This is a genomic window from Verrucomicrobium sp. GAS474 (assembly GCF_900105685.1).
Taxonomy (GTDB): domain Bacteria; phylum Verrucomicrobiota; class Verrucomicrobiia; order Methylacidiphilales; family GAS474; genus GAS474.
The window spans coordinates 357,233-373,595 of sequence record NZ_LT629781.1 but is presented as its reverse complement, the minus strand read 5'-3'; the positions used below and the strand labels follow the sequence as shown (position 1 = coordinate 373,595).

The 16,363-nt window shown below is 65.6% G+C and carries 19 protein-coding genes; 10 read left to right on the top strand and 9 right to left on the bottom strand.

Going from position 1 to position 16,363, the window contains the following annotated elements; translation table 11 throughout:
* Nucleotides 1–106 precede the first annotated feature (106 nt).
* Nucleotides 107–949 carry a LytTR family DNA-binding domain-containing protein gene (locus tag BLU04_RS01615; protein WP_093281366.1) on the bottom strand — a complete coding sequence of 281 codons (843 nt, stop codon included), beginning with the start codon at nucleotides 947–949 and terminating at the stop codon, nucleotides 107–109.
* 216 nt (nucleotides 950–1,165) lie between these two features.
* Here BLU04_RS01615 and BLU04_RS01610 point away from each other — a divergent pair, with 216 nt between their 5' ends.
* The 8 genes from BLU04_RS01610 (at nucleotide 1,166) to BLU04_RS01585 (ending at nucleotide 7,107) form a co-directional block, all read left to right on the top strand.
* On the top strand, nucleotides 1,166–1,450 hold the full coding sequence (locus tag BLU04_RS01610; protein WP_157895022.1) for a hypothetical protein: 285 nt from the start codon (nucleotides 1,166–1,168) through the stop codon (nucleotides 1,448–1,450).
* Nucleotides 1,451–1,526: 76 nt separating this feature from the next.
* Nucleotides 1,527–2,630: a redox-regulated ATPase YchF gene (ychF, locus tag BLU04_RS01605; RefSeq protein WP_093281362.1), complete on the top strand. Its 1,104-nt coding sequence runs from the start codon at nucleotides 1,527–1,529 to the stop codon at nucleotides 2,628–2,630.
* Nucleotides 2,631–2,688: 58 nt separating this feature from the next.
* On the top strand, nucleotides 2,689–3,315 hold the full coding sequence (locus BLU04_RS01600; RefSeq protein ID WP_093281360.1) for a L,D-transpeptidase family protein: 627 nt from the start codon (nucleotides 2,689–2,691) through the stop codon (nucleotides 3,313–3,315).
* Nucleotides 3,316–3,413: 98 nt separating this feature from the next.
* Entirely contained in the window at nucleotides 3,414–4,070 is a 657-nt protein-coding gene (locus BLU04_RS01595) for a L,D-transpeptidase family protein (protein WP_093281357.1), read from the top strand.
* A 36-nt stretch (nucleotides 4,071–4,106) separates the two neighbouring features.
* The gene (locus BLU04_RS01590; RefSeq protein ID WP_093281355.1) at nucleotides 4,107–5,255 is read left to right on the top strand and encodes a glycerate kinase; all 1,149 of its coding nucleotides are present in this window, start codon (nucleotides 4,107–4,109) and stop codon (nucleotides 5,253–5,255) included.
* 471 nt (nucleotides 5,256–5,726) lie between these two features.
* On the top strand, nucleotides 5,727–6,164 hold the full coding sequence (locus BLU04_RS16205; protein ID WP_162274608.1) for a hypothetical protein: 438 nt from the start codon (nucleotides 5,727–5,729) through the stop codon (nucleotides 6,162–6,164).
* 8 nt (nucleotides 6,165–6,172) lie between these two features.
* The gene (locus tag BLU04_RS16200; protein ID WP_157895020.1) at nucleotides 6,173–6,814 is read left to right on the top strand and encodes a hypothetical protein; all 642 of its coding nucleotides are present in this window, start codon (nucleotides 6,173–6,175) and stop codon (nucleotides 6,812–6,814) included.
* 14 nt (nucleotides 6,815–6,828) lie between these two features.
* Nucleotides 6,829–7,107 carry a hypothetical protein gene (locus BLU04_RS01585; RefSeq protein WP_093281352.1) on the top strand — a complete coding sequence of 93 codons (279 nt, stop codon included), beginning with the start codon at nucleotides 6,829–6,831 and terminating at the stop codon, nucleotides 7,105–7,107.
* Here the strand turns inward: BLU04_RS01585 and BLU04_RS01580 are convergent.
* The 4 genes from BLU04_RS01580 to mutL form a co-directional block, all read right to left on the bottom strand.
* Nucleotides 7,104–7,337: a hypothetical protein gene (locus BLU04_RS01580; RefSeq protein WP_093281350.1), complete on the bottom strand. Its 234-nt coding sequence runs from the start codon at nucleotides 7,335–7,337 to the stop codon at nucleotides 7,104–7,106. The two genes, BLU04_RS01585 and BLU04_RS01580, sit on opposite strands and share 4 nt — an antisense overlap.
* Before the next feature lie 75 nt (nucleotides 7,338–7,412).
* The gene (locus BLU04_RS16195) at nucleotides 7,413–7,991 is read right to left on the bottom strand and encodes a hypothetical protein (RefSeq protein WP_157895019.1); all 579 of its coding nucleotides are present in this window, start codon (nucleotides 7,989–7,991) and stop codon (nucleotides 7,413–7,415) included.
* Between the two features lie 152 nt (nucleotides 7,992–8,143).
* Nucleotides 8,144–8,380 (bottom strand): hypothetical protein, encoded by a 237-nt coding sequence (locus BLU04_RS01575; protein ID WP_157895018.1) that lies wholly within the window; start codon nucleotides 8,378–8,380, stop codon nucleotides 8,144–8,146.
* 151 nt (nucleotides 8,381–8,531) lie between these two features.
* Complete coding sequence (gene mutL, locus BLU04_RS01570; protein WP_093281345.1) at nucleotides 8,532–10,460, bottom strand: DNA mismatch repair endonuclease MutL; 1,929 nt, start codon at nucleotides 10,458–10,460, stop codon at nucleotides 8,532–8,534.
* A 37-nt stretch (nucleotides 10,461–10,497) separates the two neighbouring features.
* Here mutL and BLU04_RS01565 point away from each other — a divergent pair, with 37 nt between their 5' ends.
* Nucleotides 10,498–10,971, top strand: a complete 474-nt coding sequence (locus tag BLU04_RS01565) for a CAP domain-containing protein (RefSeq protein WP_093281342.1) — start codon at nucleotides 10,498–10,500, stop codon at nucleotides 10,969–10,971.
* A gap of 17 nt (nucleotides 10,972–10,988) precedes the next feature.
* Nucleotides 10,989–11,324: a hypothetical protein gene (locus BLU04_RS01560; protein WP_093281339.1), complete on the top strand. Its 336-nt coding sequence runs from the start codon at nucleotides 10,989–10,991 to the stop codon at nucleotides 11,322–11,324.
* A 12-nt stretch (nucleotides 11,325–11,336) separates the two neighbouring features.
* Here the strand turns inward: BLU04_RS01560 and BLU04_RS01555 are convergent, their stop codons facing one another.
* From BLU04_RS01555 to BLU04_RS01540, 4 genes are all read right to left on the bottom strand, one after another.
* Nucleotides 11,337–11,900: a thioredoxin family protein gene (locus BLU04_RS01555; RefSeq protein WP_093281337.1), complete on the bottom strand. Its 564-nt coding sequence runs from the start codon at nucleotides 11,898–11,900 to the stop codon at nucleotides 11,337–11,339.
* Nucleotides 11,901–12,230: 330 nt separating this feature from the next.
* A complete protein-coding gene (locus BLU04_RS01550) occupies nucleotides 12,231–12,623 on the bottom strand; it encodes a response regulator (protein WP_093281334.1) in 393 nt (130 codons plus the stop codon).
* Nucleotides 12,624–12,722: 99 nt separating this feature from the next.
* Entirely contained in the window at nucleotides 12,723–15,278 is a 2,556-nt protein-coding gene (locus BLU04_RS01545; protein ID WP_093281331.1) for a tetratricopeptide repeat protein, read from the bottom strand.
* Between the two features lie 36 nt (nucleotides 15,279–15,314).
* Entirely contained in the window at nucleotides 15,315–16,247 is a 933-nt protein-coding gene (locus tag BLU04_RS01540; RefSeq protein WP_093281328.1) for a hypothetical protein, read from the bottom strand.
* Nucleotides 16,248–16,363 lie beyond the last annotated feature (116 nt).

Here is a 16,363-nt window from a genome sequence, read left to right as displayed (position 1 = left end):
GGAGGCTCTCGGGTCGCAACTTCTGCTGCGTTAATGAAACAGCCCCTTTCTATCTCACCCCATATTTATATCAAACGAAAAACAAGGAAAAGGGTACTTGTGGTGATTATTTATCCCCCATGAGGAACTTCCGCAGGCGGGCGGCCCCGATCCGGCCCAGTTCGATGGGGCAGGTGAGGGGGTCGATGTGGAGGAGGGTCCGGTCGCGCGAGAGGGATTCCGCCTTGGAGATGCGGTAGCGATGGACAAGGGTGCTCCGGTCGAGGCGGAGGAAGACGGAGGCGGGGAGGCTCGCCTCCCATTTGCCGATGGTCTGGGAGAGGAAGAGCTTCTCGCCGCTTCGCAGGTGGACGTGGGTGAAGCTCCCCTCGGCGAGGATGAGGCTGATTTTCTCCACGGCGATGGCGTGGAGGCGGCCCGCTTCCCGCAGGAGGAGGGTGTCGTTCTGGTCGAGGGTGCCCGGGGTGGCGGGCGCCTGCCCCTGGCCCGCTTTGGCGGGGGAGCGGAGGCGGATGAGGGTCTCCGCGAGGCGGGGCGCGGTGACGGGCTTCAGGAGGTAGCCGACGGCCCCGACCTCGAAGGCCTGGAGCGCCCGCTCCTTTTCCGAGGTGACGAAGACGATCTCCGGGGCGACGGGAAGGGAGGCGAGGTGGGGGAGGAGGCTGAAGCCGTCTTCCTCGCCGAGGTGGATGTCGAGGAAGATGAGGTTCGGCTCGTGGGCGAAGGAGGCCCGGGCGGCGGAGGCGAGGTCGGCGGCCTCGGCAACGATCTCGACCTCGGGATGTTGACCGAGGAAAGCACGGAGGCAGGAGCGGGCGATGGTGTCGTCGTCGACGAGGAGGGCGCGCCAGCGGACTCCGTCAGCCGGAGTCTGAGTCGGGGACGGAGGGGTCTTTGCAGCCTTCTTGGCCTTCACTTTCGGCGCGGCAGCGGCAGGAGGCTTTTTCATGCAAAATGCTGGAGGAATCAATAGAGTGCTTTTTCTTCAGAGAAAAGAGGAGAAATCAGGAAAATAAGGGAGAATGGCTGATTTGACTGAAATTCTGCCTGTTTCATCGTAATACGCTTAACAAATTGTTCCGAATAGAGGATTGAGTTCGTTGTGCAAGCCGAGCGGATGGGGGGACCTTCCGCCTTGGCCGGTTCAAAACCAGGAGATGGAACTATGAATAGAATCGAAAACGACAGCGAAACGGTCTTGGGTCAGAATGCGGTGGAAAGCCAAGTGAGCCCCCTCGTCGGCGGGATGGAACTGCGCCGCCGGATGGGCCGCCCCCCGAAGCCGGTCGAACACGTCCGCCGCCACCTCGTCGCCCTCCGCGTGACGACGCTCGAAAAGCAGATGCTCCAGGATTTCGCCGCCTCCAACGGCAAGGCTTTCTCCGACTGGGCCCGCCCGATCCTCCTGGCCGCGCTCCGCGAAGAGCGCCGCACGGGGTTGGTCGCCTAGGGTTTTTTGGGAAAGGGGCCGCGGGGAGGGGCGGCCCTTTACTTTCCCCGGGTTCCCGGGTATCACCCTACCCCTTATGCTACGCGCTGGTATCGTCGGTTTGCCCAATGTCGGCAAAAGCACTCTCTTCAACGCCATGACGCGGAGCCGCAAGGCGCAGGCGGCGAACTATCCCTTTTGCACGATCGACCCGAACGTCGGCGCGGTGACGGTGCCCGATGCCCGCCTCGCCTTCCTCTCCGAGATGTCGAAGACGCAGAAGACGATCCCGGCCGTGATCGAGATGGTCGACATCGCCGGCCTCGTGAAGGGCGCGAGCCAGGGCGAGGGCCTCGGCAACCAGTTCCTGACCCACATCCGCGAGGTCGACGCCATCGTCCAGGTCGTCCGCTGCTTCGAGGATGAGAACATCCACCACGTCAGCGGCGCGGTCGACCCGATCGGCGACATCGAGGTGATCAACACCGAGCTGGTCCTCGCCGACCTCGGCGCGGTCCAGAAGCGGATCGAGAAGACGGCGAAGGGCGCGCGCGGCGGCGACAAGGTCGCGAAGGCCGAGCTGGCCCTGCTGGAGCGCCTCGCCCCCCACCTGGACTCGGGGAAGCCCGCCCTCCTCCTCTCCGTCTCCGACGAGGAGAAGCCGATCCTGAAGCACTTCCAGCTCCTCACGGCGAAGCCGACGATCTTCGCCTGCAACGTCGCCGAGGGCGACCTCGCGAAGGCCGACGACCATCCCCTCGTCCAGAAGGTCCGGGCCTACGCGAAGGAACACCTCTCCACCGAGGCCGTCGTCATCTCGGCCCAGATCGAGTCCGACCTCGTCGAGCTGAGCGACGCCGAGGCGGCCGACTACCTGAAGGAACTCGGCGTCGCCGAGTCGGGCGTCGGCGGGCTGATCCGCGCCACCTACCACCTCCTCGGCCTCCGCACCTACTTCACGACGGGCGAGAAGGAAACCCGCGCCTGGACGATCCCCGAAGGGGCGACCGGCCCCCAGGCGGCGGGCGTCATCCATTCCGACTTCGAGCGCGGCTTCATCGCCGCCGAGTGCGTCGCCTACGACGTCCTCAAGAGCCTCGGCACCATGGCGAAGGCGAAGGAAGCCGGGAAGTGGCGGATCGAAGGGAAGGAATACGTCGTCGCCGACGGCGACGTCCTCGAATTCCGCTTCAACGTCTGATCCGGTCGAGGGGCCGGGCTTCGGTTGGCGGTTCGGGCGGGAGAGGCTAAATTGGGATATGCGCTTTCTTTTCCCGTTCCTGTGCCTCGCCCTCCTCGCCCCCCTGCGGGCCGACGAGGCCTCCGACGACGCGGAGAGCCGCGGCTTCGCCCAGCCCTCCTCGTCCCGGGAGAGCCTCCACCGTTCCGAGAGCCGGGTCGTCGACTACTGGACGAACCGGGCCCTCATCCCGCTCCTCTGGAATCCCGACACGACGAAGCCGATCACGAAGATCGAAGTCGAGCTCGGCGCGTGCAAGCTCTTCGTCTACCAGGGGGAGAAGCTCGTCGGGGCGACCTCCATTTCCCCCGGCAAGGAAGGGGGCTACGAGACCCGGCCCGGGGTCTTTGAAATCACCCAGAAGGACAAGGACCACCGCTCCAACCTCTACGGCTCCTTCGTCAACGCGAAGGGGGAGACGGTGAACGACAGCGCCGAGGCCGGGCAGACGCCGCCCCCCGGCACCCATTACGAGGGGGCGCCGATGTTCTGGTTCCTCCGCATCACCGATACCGGGACCGGCCTCCACGCCGGGTATGTGACCGGGACGCCGGTCTCCCACGGCTGCATCCGGATGCCGCCCCCTTTCGCCGAGGATCTCTTCAGCCTCGCCCAGGTCGGGACGAAGGTGGTGGTGAAGCCTTAGCGGGCTCCCTTTAGCGTGTTTCCTGGCCTAGGTAAAACCCCGTAGCGTTTTACCTCGACGACAGGGTAATTCGCCGCCAATTTTTCAAAAAAACCGGTATGCGTCTTTACCCTCTCTCGCTCTCTCTCCTGGTCGCGTGGATCGTCGCCTGTGGACCGGTTGCCGGGGCGCGCGCCGATCTGCCTTCCGACACGAAGAAGGCTCCCGGCTTCTCCCAGACCGTCTCGTCGAAGGGAGGCTCCCTCAAGCGCCGCGCCAGCGACGGCGAACCCGATTACTACTACAGCAACCGCTCCCTCATGCCGATCGTCTGGGAGCCCGACACGACGAAGCCGATCACGAAGATCGAGGTGCAGCTGACCGCATGCAAGCTCTTCGTCTACCAGGGCGACAAGGTCGTCGGCGCGACCTCGATCTCCCCCGGCAAGGAAGGGTACGACACCCGCCCCGGCCAGTTCGAGATCACCCAGAAGGACAAGGACCACCACTCGAACCTCTACGGCTCCTTCGTCAACGCGAACGGCGGCATCGTGAACGACAAGGCCGAGGCCGGGCAGGAACCTCCCGCCGGGCTCCACTACGTCGCCGCGCCGATGCTCTGGTTCCTCCGCATCACCGACACCGGGACCGGCCTCCACGCCGGGTACGTGACCGGGACGCCCGTCTCCCACGGCTGCATCCGGATGCCCCCGACCTTCGCCGAAGACCTCTTCAACCTCGCCCAGGTCGGGACGAAGGTCGAGGTGAAGCCCTAGCCCGCCGCCCGGGCTTCCCCCGCTTCCGCTCCCTCCATGCCTTCCCCACGGGCCTTCCTGCTCGTTCCCGACAAGTTCAAGGGAACGCTGACGGCCTCGGCGGCGGCCCGCGCCCTCGCCCTCGGCCTGCGGCGCGCCGATCCCCGGGCCCGCGTCGCCGCGCTTCCCCTTTCGGACGGCGGGGAGGGCTTTGTCGAGACGCTCTGCCGCGCGCGCGGGGGCACGCTCCACCGGATCGACTCGATCGATCCGCTGGGCCGCCGCTGCCGCGCCGCCTTCGCCGTGCTCCCCGACGGTACCGCCGTCGTCGGCCTCACCGAGGCGTCCGGGCTGTGGCGCGTCCCGGTTCCCCGCCGCGATCCGGGGACGACGACGACGGTCGGCACCGGGCGGCTGATGCGCGAGGCCGTGCGCCGGATGGGGCGCGGGTGCCGCCGCCTCATCGTCGGGATCGGCGGGAGCGCGACGAACGACGGCGGCATCGGGCTGGCGTCGGCGTTCGGGTTCCGGTTCCTCGACGCGCGGGGCCGCCCGATCCCGCTGACGGGCGAGGGGCTGGCGCAGCTCGAAAAGATCGTCCCGCCGTCCCGCCTGCCGCAAGTCGAGGTCATCGTGGCGTGCGACGTGAACCATCCCCTCTACGGCCCGCACGGGGCCGCCCGCCAATTCGCCGCGCAGAAGTTCCCGGTGAAGGACGAGGTCGGCGAGGAGACGATCGCCCGGCTCGACGCGAACCTCCGCCGCCTCGCCCGCGTCGCCGAGGCGTGCCTGGGCAGGAGCGCCCATCGCCGCGCCGGGGCCGGGGCGGCGGGCGGGTGCGGCTACGGGCTGATGACCTTCCTGGGCGCGCGCCGCGTCTCGGGCTTCGACGTCTTCGCGAAGGCCTCGGGCCTCCGCGAGGCGATTGCGCAGCACGACGTGGTGATCACCGGGGAAGGGTGCTTCGACCGGACGTCGCTGGGCGGCAAGGGCCCCTCCGCCGTCGGCACGATGGCCCTCCGCGCCGGGAAGAAAGCGTGGCTCGTCTGCGGCAAATGCCTCCTCACGAAGGCGGAGCGAAAAGCATCGCCCTTCGAGAAGATCGTCGAGCTGGTCGAGCTCGCCCCCACCCCGAAGAAAGCCCTCGCCGACGCGGGGCGCTATGTCGAGGAAGCGGGACGGCGGTTGGCTTCCGCTTCGCTTTAAGAGGGGATGAGGAGTCCTCATAACCTGAAGGTCCTAGGTTCAAATCCTAGCCCCGCAACCAATTTCGACGGTTTAAAACGCCCTCGGAGCCTCTTAAAACAAGGTTCCGGGGGCTTTTTCGTTTGTTGATGTAGGTTAGGGTGTCCGAAGGCTGGTTTTGCCGAAAACGAGGCTAAGTAGGGCGGGAAGTGTCCTCAAGGTGTCCTCCGCGTACAGAGAGGGGGACTACTCCGTTCGCCTTGTTTCACTATCTTTGGTTAGGTGAATCGGCGAGGAAGCCTGAGATGCTAAAGAAGATGGTGTGCGGAGCATCATCGTGCTACGTGATGGATATGAACTTCCGATTCGTCGAGCACACGCTGCAATTTGAAACTCCTAGGAACGGAAATGTACGCTTTGGGACTGTTTGCAAAGGATAGTGTCCATCCCCTCACGGGCGTGCCTCAATCTTCTGTCGGTGCGCCTTGCCCTATGGTGGTTGCCGACGAGCATCATCTATCCGTCATTTTCTATCTTCAAAATACCCCGGAAGGCTGGGACGGGGCAGAGGTAAAGGTTGTGGGGCCTGACTCGGAAGATGAAACCCACGCCATTGTTTCCTTTTCATCTTTTAAAGCTTACTACCACGGCGCACCTAACGATGAGGCGTTTTCGGGACACCCTCTCTCGAAAAAGGGATTAGAGCCGTATGGAGCTTATGAGGTCAAAGACTCTACTTGGATTCGAGACCTAATAGAGATGAATCGCGTCCATGCTTATCACAGCGATGAGGCGTTCAAAGATTATCGACACTTCATTTTCTCGTTCCACGACACGACGTTTGAGTGCGTGGCAAAAGGATATGACATCACAGTCGGGCAAGGCAGCGTTTTGGGTGCTGCTCAAGGTCTGCTGCATAATAGAGCGTAGGATACTTTATGAACTCTCTTTCGGTCGGTGAAGTCTTGGAGGGAGATTGGAGCGACCGTCCTATGCGGGTTCTAATGTTTGACGAGGTAGAGGTCTTCTATGACTCTTGGTGGCCTTACAAAAGCTCTTGGGGATTCACTTCCTTAAAGAAAAGAATCTCTTATTATCGCACTTCGACGGCGACCTTTTTGGCTCGTTCCAAGTCACTCAGGATTGAGCCGTTTACAGACGCTGAGAGGGAAGCTCATCGCGCTGACCTTCCTTTGCGTTTATGCCGGAGTGCGCGTTTCCAGTGGTCTTCGCAAGCATTTAAGACTTTCGAGGATTTCTCTCAAGCAGTGAAGTCTGCAGCTCCAATGTTCCATTCTAACGTCTCTAAAGCTGACTTGCCTATTTCCAAGATTGCACTCTGTCCGGTTGGCCCTAAAGGCAGCTCAAAGCGTGGCGTTTTGGTTGAGACTAAAAAGCAGGTTGGCTTTTCCTATCTAGAGTTGCTGTGGCATGCCCACACGATTCAGTCCTCGTATGTTCGGGAGTCGAAGATCGGAGTTGGCCTATATCGCTTGGGTCTTCAAGGCGGCGTTCCCTCCTACTACGTTTGGGGAAGTCAGAGCCAAGCAGGAAATTTGAAGGACACTCTCGCCATCTAAACCTCTCTATTTTTGTGATCGACTGGCGCAGCAACCCCGAAAGGAGGTCGCAACTAGACGAGTTCTTTATGGGGAAGCGCAAGCTGTTCTTTGTGTTTGTCTCGGATGCCGGCTTCGAGGTGCGCGGAGAAAAGCTAACAGTGGATTATCATCTCGTGATGAAGCAGCGAGACGGTTTGGTCATTCCCTGCTGGTTGACGCATGAACTGGCTGAGACCGCTAACCCAAGCTGCGTGCGACCCGGCCAAGGTGAGGGGGAGTCACTTGAGGCGCATTCTATGTTTCGATTTTAGCTATCCAAGTAATCATCCGAGATTCCAAAACCCTCGACCCAATGGGTTTTATCTATCTCGTATTTATCCACGTAAAATCCATCCTGATAATCGATGAAACCCGGAAAATTTTTCAATGACTCGATGGCTTTGCGCGCCTGCTCTTCCGACGAATACACGCCGATGAACTTCACGTCCTCATCTTCGGAGGATTCGCGCAGGTGTTGAACCACGAAAACCTTGTTTTCCATTGGAAAGCTTTTTTGGGTATTGTTAACGGTCGACGCTCTTTATGACGTAAAGGGAAGTCACTTGAGACGCATGGCTTAACGTTTTCTTGCTGGAGCCGTAGCTGCCAAGGCGCGTTCGTATCCCTCGTTAAAATTGATTCGAGTGATGTCCGACAATTTGATGTGAACTGGCTTCGTCCACTCACAATTAGTGTTGAGACTGTCTAGAATCAGCGTCTTCTCTGTCACTTTCAAAGGGAATCCAATGTAACAAACATCGGGTTTCGTGATTTCGCAGTTGATGGCAAGGAGTGGGAATCTTTCGGCAGCGGAGGTGATGCAAGAAGCCCAATCAAAAAGGTTCACTTGCGGAGCCTGAGTTGGCCGTTCTTGCATTTTTTCCAAAGCAGCATTTCTCCAATCCTTAGCGCGACGAAAAAGACGAATACGTTGAACATCGACGTCTCGAACTACACCAAAGCCATTGAAAGAGAAAGTATCCCATTCGAAGCTGTGGAGTAAGATCAAGCTGTCGGAGAAGTCGGCCACGATCCCAGAAACTCGATCCGTGATTTTTGGGCGATCGAGTTCGCAGAAAGTCTTTCCTTGATGCTTCAAGAGAAGCCGACGCCATGCGGGTTCCATGCGTGATGGGAATTTCTGATCCGTTTTCATTCTGAGGCGCTTCTCCCGAGAGTATCGAGGCTACATCTGGAAACCAGCCTAAAGGCTCCAATACGCAGCCACTTCGCATAGTCAAAGCGGCATCCGCTTTTGGAGCATGACGTAGCCCGTTGATTGGGCATACTGCGGAAGATGGCAGACGATCAGAGCATTGCAGCGTTGTCGGGATTGATCGGAGCGTCCTTAGTTAGCTTTCGGAAGTAGGATTTTAGCGTGTTGGCGATCGCGCTTAGATAGGCGTCAAGCTTATCGACAAGCTGCTTGGTCGAAAGCAGCTCTGCAACCTGCGTGAATCTCTTGAGATCGCAGAACACGATGGTTGCCAGGACGCTCTCCCGCTCTGTTTCGATCAATCGACGAGACGAGGCGAAGGGCCACATTCGGCTTTGATAGCAGCTAACGATCTAAATGCAAATCTCCCCCAGTGCGCGGACACCTCCGCTTTTGGGAGAGCGAGGCAGAACAGGGCGAATGGCCTTTTTTGTCGAATCGGGAGTCCAGCGTTCATAGCCGCCGAGCTCCTTTTCTTGATCAGACGATGCGGCCGAACTTTTTTTCCAGCTCGGGCTTGGTGATCTGGATCATCGTCGGGCGGCCGTGGGGGCAGGTGTAGGGGAGGTGGCAGGCCATGAGGTCGAGCAGGAGGCGCTCGGCTTCGGGGGGGGAGAGGCGGTCGTTGGCCTTGACGGCGAAACGGCAGGCTTTTTTGGCGACGGTCTCCTCGCTCAGGCGGCGTTCTTTGCGGGTTTCGCCGCCTTCTTCCTGGAGGTCGGCGAGGAGGTTGCGGATGAGTTCGGGGACGTTGGCGCCGTGCTTGGTGTTGGCGATCATCGGCGGGAGGGCGTCGACGACGAAGGTCCGCGCGCCGAAGGGGGCGATGCCGAGGCCGATGGCCTGGAGGGAGGCGATCTCCGATTCGAGGAAGGCGCTCTCGCGCGGGGGGAGCTCGACGGTGACGGGGAGGAGGAGGCGCTGGGATTCGACCTCGCGGCGGCGGAGGCGGTCGAGGAGTTTCTCGAAGAGGATCCGCTCGTGGGCGGCGTGCTGGTCGATGAGGACAAGGCCCTCGGGGCTTTCGGCGACGAGGTAGAGCTTCGCGAGGATGCCGAGGAGGCGGAAGCCGAGGGGGGCGGGGGAAGCGGCTGCGGCAGAATCGGGCTCTGGCTCGGGCTCGGGCCGGAGTGGCGCGGAGGGGAGGGGATCGAGGCCGGGGCGGGGCAGGGGGGCGAGGGGCGTTTCTTCCCGGGGAATGGGAAGGTCGGATTGGCGGGGCGGCAGGGCCTCGTCGGGGGTGCGGGCGATGGGGGCGGCCTCCCTGCCGGGGCTGGCCGGGGGCGGGGCGAGGCGGCTGGCGATGCCGTAGCGGGGGGAGGCGATCTCCCGGACGGAGGGGGCGGGAACGTCGGACCCGGGGCCGGCGCCGAGGGAGACGGAGAGGGGGGCGTCGGCGAAGCCTTCGAGGGCTTTCTGGACGGCTTTTTTCAGGAAGAACCGGATGCGCCCCTCGTCGTGGAAACGGACTTCGCGCTTGGCGGGGTGGATGTTGACGTCGAGGTCTTCGGGGGCGAGGTCGAGGAAGAGGACGGTGACGGGGTAGCGGCCCCGCATGAGGGCGTTGTGGTAACCCTCCTGGAGGGCGTAGTGGAGGGTGCGGCTCTCGACGGGGCGCTTGTTGACGAAGAGGAATTGTTCCTGCCGGGTGGCGCGGCTGACGCCGGGGCGGCCGATGAAGCCGGTGAGTTTCAGGTCGCCGTCCTCGCCGGAAACGGGGACGAGGTCGGCCCCCCAGGCGGGGCCGAAGATGGAGGCGATGCGGCGCTGGAGGTCCTGGCCGGCGGGCCAGCGGACGGGGGCGTCGTCGTCGTGGACGATGTCGAAGCCGACGTCGGGCCGGGCGAGCCCGGCGAGGAGGAGGATGTGCTGGAGGTGGGAGAGCTCGGTCTTCTCGGTGCGGAGGAATTTGCGCCGGGCGGGGAGGTTGTAGAAGAGGGAACGGACCTCGACGCGGGTGCCGTGGGCGAGGCCGGCCTCGCGGACGGAGAGGAGTTTTCCGCCGTGGATGGAGATTTCGGTCCCCTCGATCGCGCCCGGTTCCTGGGTCTGGAGGAGGAACTTCGAGACGGAGGCGATGCTGGGGAGGGCCTCGCCGCGGAAGCCGTAGGAGAGGAGGTGGCGGAGGTCGTCGGTGTCGCGGAGCTTGCTGGTGGCGTGGCGCTCCAGGCAGAGGAGGGCGTCGTCCCGGTTCATGCCGTGGCCGTCGTCAATGACTTCGACGAGGGAGCGGCCGCCGCCCCGGGTGCGGACGCCGACGCGGCGGGATCGGGCGTCGAGGGCGTTTTCGAGGAGTTCCTTCAGGACGGAGGCGGGCCGCTCGATGACCTCGCCCGCGGCGATCTGGTTGGCGACGTGCTCGGAGAGGAGGCGGATGCGGGAGGGGGAAGGGGCGGGGGACGAAGCCACGCTTTGAAATTTGGGGAAGGTGCCCTATCTTGGCGATATGAAAGTACGGCGACTCTGGATGGCGGCGGTCTTCGGCCTGGCGGCGGCGTGGCTTGCGGCCCCCCTTCCGGCGGCGGCGAAGGGGAATGACGACGAGGTCTTCCAGCAGGAGGCGGTCCGCCAGATCAACGGCTTCCGCGCCTCGGAGAAGCGCGGCCCGGTGACCCTCGACCCGGCGCTCAACGCGCTCGCCTCCGAGTGGGCGGCGAAGCTGGCGCACGAGGGGGAGATGGAGCACCGGAGCATGGGGAACATGAGGACGCTCCTCTCCTCCCACGGCTGGTCGGCGCTGAACGAGAATCTGTTCATGAGCAGCGCCCCCTCGGCCTCCCCCTCCGAGGTGATCGCGGCGTGGAAGGAGAGCACGGGCCACCGGCGGAACCTGCTCCAGGGGAACATCACCCGGATCGGCATCGGGACGGCGGCGGGCAAGGCCGGTTTTTTCGTCGTCTTTAACGGCGCGGGCGGATAGACCCTATTTCCTATTTTATGGCCCGCAATCACACTCCCGAGGCGATCGCCTCCCGCAAGGCATTCTACCGGGCGTTCTGGATCCGCACGGCGATCCTCTCCGCCGCGTTCTGGGCGGAGTTCCTCCTCGTCAGCGCCGTGCGGCACGGCGGGGCGGTGACCCCGTCCCTCTGGAACCCGCTTTCCTATCCCGCGCTGATCTACCACGGCGGGCTGATGCCGGGGGTCAATGCGTGGATCTTCGTCGTGATGACGGCGGTGATCTTCGTAACGACGGTGCGGACGATCCCGCTGGCGTGGCTGATCCCGACGGCCCTTTCCTTCGCCCCGCTGGCGTGGTGGCTGGGGGTCTAGACGGGCTTCCGCTTACTCCCGCCACTTGATATTGCAGCCGAGGCTCGGGAGCTGTTCGGCGGCGGGGGCCTTTCCGGCGAGGACGGAGTCGAGGGCGGCGCGGAGGTCGGCCCCGGTGAGGGGCTCGGGCTTTTCGACGCGGGGGCGGCTCCCGTCGAGGCGGCCCCGGTAGGCGAGCTTGTGTTCCCGGTCGAAGAGGAAGAAGTCGGGCGTGCAGGCCGCCTTGTAGGCGCGGGCGACGGCCTGCGTTTCATCGTAGAGATAGGGATAATCCCAACCGAAGGTCCGCGCCTGGTGGGCGAGTTTCGCGGGCGCGTCGTCGGGATAGGCCGCGGCGTCGTTGGAGCCGATGGCGAGGAAGGCGACGCCCTTCCCCGCGTAATCGTTCGCGAGGCGGGTCAGCTCCGGCTCGATATGCTTCACGTAAGGGCAATGGGCGCACAGGAACTGGATGAGGACCGCCTTCCCGGCGGCATAAGTCGAAAGAGTGATCGCCGAGCCGGTGACCGTATCGGGAAGCGTGAAATCGGGCGCGGGCGTGCCGAGGGGGAGCATGGTGGAAGGGGTGAGGGCCATGGGGAGAGGCTAAGCTATCTGCTTCGATTTCGCCAGCACCCGAACAAGCATTCCTCCCCCATACGCTTCTCTCCCGATAGGAGTCTGGGCGTATTGGCCCCGTCTCTCCCTATCGCTCGTACCCTCGGGCGTTCAGGGAAGCAGCGGATTTTAAAACAGTGAGGAGATGAGGCGCCGCCAAAGCGCATCCGCCTAGTTCAGGCCCTCCGAAGGGGAGGTTCGAGGAGGGGCAAAGCCCCTCTTGGGCTATAAAGCGGATCGCCTCCACCTGTACAGGGTTGACCGCGCAGGTCCCGAAGGGCCGCTCCGCTTCCCCGCCCCCCGCCCCCCCTACCCCAACGCCCGCCCCAACGCCGCCGCCACCTGCTGCGGATCAAACGGCTTCGGCAGGTAGATAAACTGCGCCCCGCCGGTCTGCTCCTGAACCGTCTGCCACTCCTCCGGAGTCGCGCAAAGAATGGCGGGAAGGCGGTTGAGGGCCGGATTCTCCTCGGCGCGGAGTTTCTTCAGGAAATCGAGGCCGCCGAGGTTTCCTGCCACGCAGTCGACGATGCAGAGATCGGGGAGGTCGATCCCGGCGCGGAGGCGGGAGAGGGCTTCCTCGCCGTCGGGGAGCTTCACCAGCCGCCAGTCGCGGGCGGGGCGGGCGTCGATGACCTCATGGAGGGCGAGGCGGCTCTTGAGGTCGCCGCCGATCACGACGATTTTTTTCCAGTGGCTCATGGCGATGACGGGAGGGGATGACGTTTGTAGCGTCGGGGCTTTCCGACGGGAAGCAAAAGGAAGCAGGAGTCGGGCCGTTTTTTCAATCGGGGAAAGGCCCTACTTTTGCGGTCCCTTCGCCAGCGCCGCGGCCATTTCCGCGACGGGATCGCTCCAGTCGCCGTGCCGGGTCTGGCGGAAGAGGCGCATCGTCGGATACCACGGGCTCCGGTCGTCGCCGCCGGGGTTCACGCCGGGGCGGAGCCAGCGCCAGTCGGGGGCGGTCTGGAGGGGGACCCAGACCGGTTTCCCGAGCGCCCCGGCGAGGTGGGCCGCCGCCGTGTCGCAGGCGATGACGAGGTCGAGGGCGGCGATTTCCCGCGCGGTGGCGGCGAAATCGGGCAGGGCCGGGCCGAGGTCGGCGGGGCCGCCGGGGGCGATGCCGAAGCGGGAGTGGAGGAGGGCGGCCTCCTCGGCGGTCCGCTCTTTCTGGAGGGTGATCCACTCGATGCCGGGGAGCGCGGCGAGAGGGAGGAGGGCGGCGAGGGGGAGGCTCTTGCTCCGGCCCGAGGTCTCCGGCAGGCGCGATTTCCAGACGAGGCCGATCCGGCGGCGGGCCGGGGCCGGAAGGGAAGAGGGAATGGCGGCGAGGTAGGGGACGGCGTCGAGCTGCCGGTCCGGGATGTCGCGCAGATCGCGGAGGCCCGAGAGCCGCAGGAGGGAGAGGAGGGGGCAATGGAAGGCGTGGCGCGGGAGGGTGCCGCCGTCGGTGACATATCCGGCGAGGCCGGAGGCGACGGGGGAGTCCTGGAAGAGCCGCAGGAGGGAGGGGGCGCAGACGAGGTGGACCGCCTCCGCCCGGGCGCGGGCCCACGGGAGGAGGCGGATGAATTGGATGGCGTCGCCGATGCCCTGCTCGCAGTGGATCAGGAGGGGCTGGTCGGCGGCGAGGGGGCGGCCGTCCCACAGCGGGGCGTTCTCGGAGCAATGGGGGTCGATGCAGTTGTCGCGGTCGAAGCGCGATTCGTATTCGGGGAGGCCCTTGCGGAAGTCGCCCCGGCCCAGGCGGAGGAGGGCGAGGCTGAAGCGGGTGTCGGGATGGGTCGGCTCGAGTTTCAGCGCGCGGCGGAAGAGGCGGAGGGCGCCGGCGGGGTCGCCGTTGTCGGCCCGCGCGGTGCCGAGGGCGCGGAGGACGGGGGCGTGGCGGGGATGGCGGGCGGCGCACCGCTCCAGCACGGAAAGGAGGGCGGGGTAGTCGCCCTTTTCGTGGAGGAACTGGGCCTCGAGGAGGGCGATCTCCCGGTCCTCGGGGGAGGTCGGGATGCGGGGGGCGGCGGCCCGCGCCTCGGGGGTCGGCCACCGTCCGGCGAAGCGGATTTCCAGGGCCTCCCGCACGGCGGCGACGGGGGCCGACCAGTCGCCGTTGTCGGCCTGGCGGAAGAGGCGGAGGGAGGGATGCCACGGGGAGGTCTCCCCGTGGGCGGTCGTCGGCGAGAGGGGCCAGCGCCAGCTGGCGGCCTTCGGGAGGAGGACGAAGGCGGGCAGGCCGAGGGCTCCGGTGAGGTGGGCGGCGGAGGTGTCGTTCGTGACGAGGAGGTCGAGCTCGGAAAGGAGGCGGCCCGTCTCGAGGAAATCGCGGCAGGCGGGCGAGGCGTCGCGTCCGTGGAAGGCGGTGTGGAGGAGGTCGAGTTCGGCGGGGGTCGGGTTTTTCTGGAGGCCGAGCCATTCGGCGGGGAGCGGGGCGAGGGGAAGGAGCGATTCCAGGGGGAGGGAGCGGTAGCGGCTCCCCTCGCTCTGGCTGCCGTCGCGGAGGGTGCCGGAACGCCAGACGAGGCCGATCCGGGGCGGGCGGGCCGCGTCCCGTTCGGGGCGGGGGGCCCCGGTGTCGGGAAGGGCGAGGTAGGGCGGGGCGGGGGTGAAGAGCGTTTCCCCGGCGAGGCCGAGAACATGGGGGAGGGAAAGGAGGGGGCATTGCCAGCGGAGGCCCTGTTCCGCGGGGAGCGGAAGGGGTTCCCGGAAGGTGACGACGCGGGCGGGCTGGAGCGCGGGATGGAGCTTCAGGAATCCCTCGACGACGAGGCGGCGGAGCGGCGAGGGGAGGGCGATCCAGAGGGGGACGCCGGGGCCGATCCGGGCGCGGACGGCGGGGAGATGGCGGAGGAAGAGGAGGGTATCGCCGAGGCCCTGTTCCGCGTGGACGAGGAGGGACTCGGAAGCCGGAAGGGGCGCCCCTTCCCAGCGCCGCAGGGGGGAGCGGGTGTGGCGGCGGAGGACCGAGCCGCGGGGGTGGAGGAGCCGCCATTCGTATTCGGCGAAGCCGGGGCCGTGCTCCCCGGCGGCGATGCGGAGCATGGCGAGGTCGACGCGGGTCTCGGCGTCGTTCGGCGAGAGGGCGAGGGCGGCGGCGAAGTGGCGGCGGGCGGCGGCCTCGTCCCCCTCGCGTTGGGCGAGGACGCCGAGGGCGTGGGCGATGCGGACGCGGGCCTGCGGGGGGTAGGGGCCGCCCGGTCCGGCGGTGTCGAGGAGGGAGAGGCGGGACTGCTCCTCCAGCGCGGCGCGGGCCTCGGCGTAGCGTCCCGCGTCGAAGAGGGCGGCGGCCCGGTGGAGCTCCCCCTGGAGGGAGAGGAAGGAGTTGAAGGAGGAGAGCGACGCCAGGGAGGAGAGGGGGGTGGACATGGCGCGGGGCGGCGGGAGGGGGGCTTTAGCCGATGGCTAGCGGGCCGGAGGGGTTTCCTGCAGCAGCGCCCGGGTCCGGTCGACGATCAGCCCGGCGACGCGGCGCGATTCCTCGCCCGGGGGGATGTGGGTGCCGTCGTAGGTGCGGAAGGTGCCGTCCGAGGGGAGGTCGATCCACGGGTAGCGGCTCTTCGGGAACCGCTCCGCCGCGGTGGCGTGGACGAAGTGCTCGACGGGGGCGGCCTCGGCGGCGGGGTCGAGGGGGAGGTGGAGGAAGACGGGACGGATGCCCCGCCGTTCGAGCTCCGCGACCTGCCGTTCGAGGACGGCGAAGTTCCGGAGGATCTCGGTCCGGAGGGCGTCGTCGAGCGCGGCGGGCGGGGGGAGGGCGTGGGAGGGGAGGGGCTCCCGGGCGGCAGCGGCGGGCGCCGGGCTCTTTTTCCCGTGACGCATCGCGCCGAAGGCCCGGCCGTAGGTCCAGAGGAGCGATTGGATGACGCGGCTGGGGCGATACTCGAAGCGGAGGGCGGGGAGGAAGCGGCGGAGGGTCGCCATCGGCTCGGCGGTCGCGTCGTCGACGATCGCCCGGTCGAGGGGGCGGTCGATCCGGTTGATCTCGATCAGGACGGCGCGGGGATGGGCGCCGCTCTCCAGCAGGATGGCGTTCCCGGTCATCGGGCCGCCGCCGAAGAAGCCGCCGTCGAGGAAGTCCGGGGGGAAATCGAGGCCCAGCATCCGGCTGTAGGAGCTGCCGACGATCACCCCCGTCGCCTCGGGCCGGTGGGAGGCGAGCTGCTCCTCGGCGATGCGGTGCCAGACGGAATCGAAGGCGTTGTGGAGGTAGGGGGTGGGGCGCGTGACCTCGATGAGGAGGCTGTAGGTCGCGATCAGGAGGAACGCCCGCCCGCCGATCCCGGCGAGGAAGCGGAGGGCGGGGAGGGGTAGGAGAGGGGAAAGGGGGAAGGCCACGGAGACCCGATCGTAGCGCGTCCCGCCCCCTTTTGCCAATGTCTCTGCAACGCCCCGGGAAAAGGCCCCGAGATTCTTCTCGGCAGGGGGACGGAGGCTAATTACCGTCACTGCCG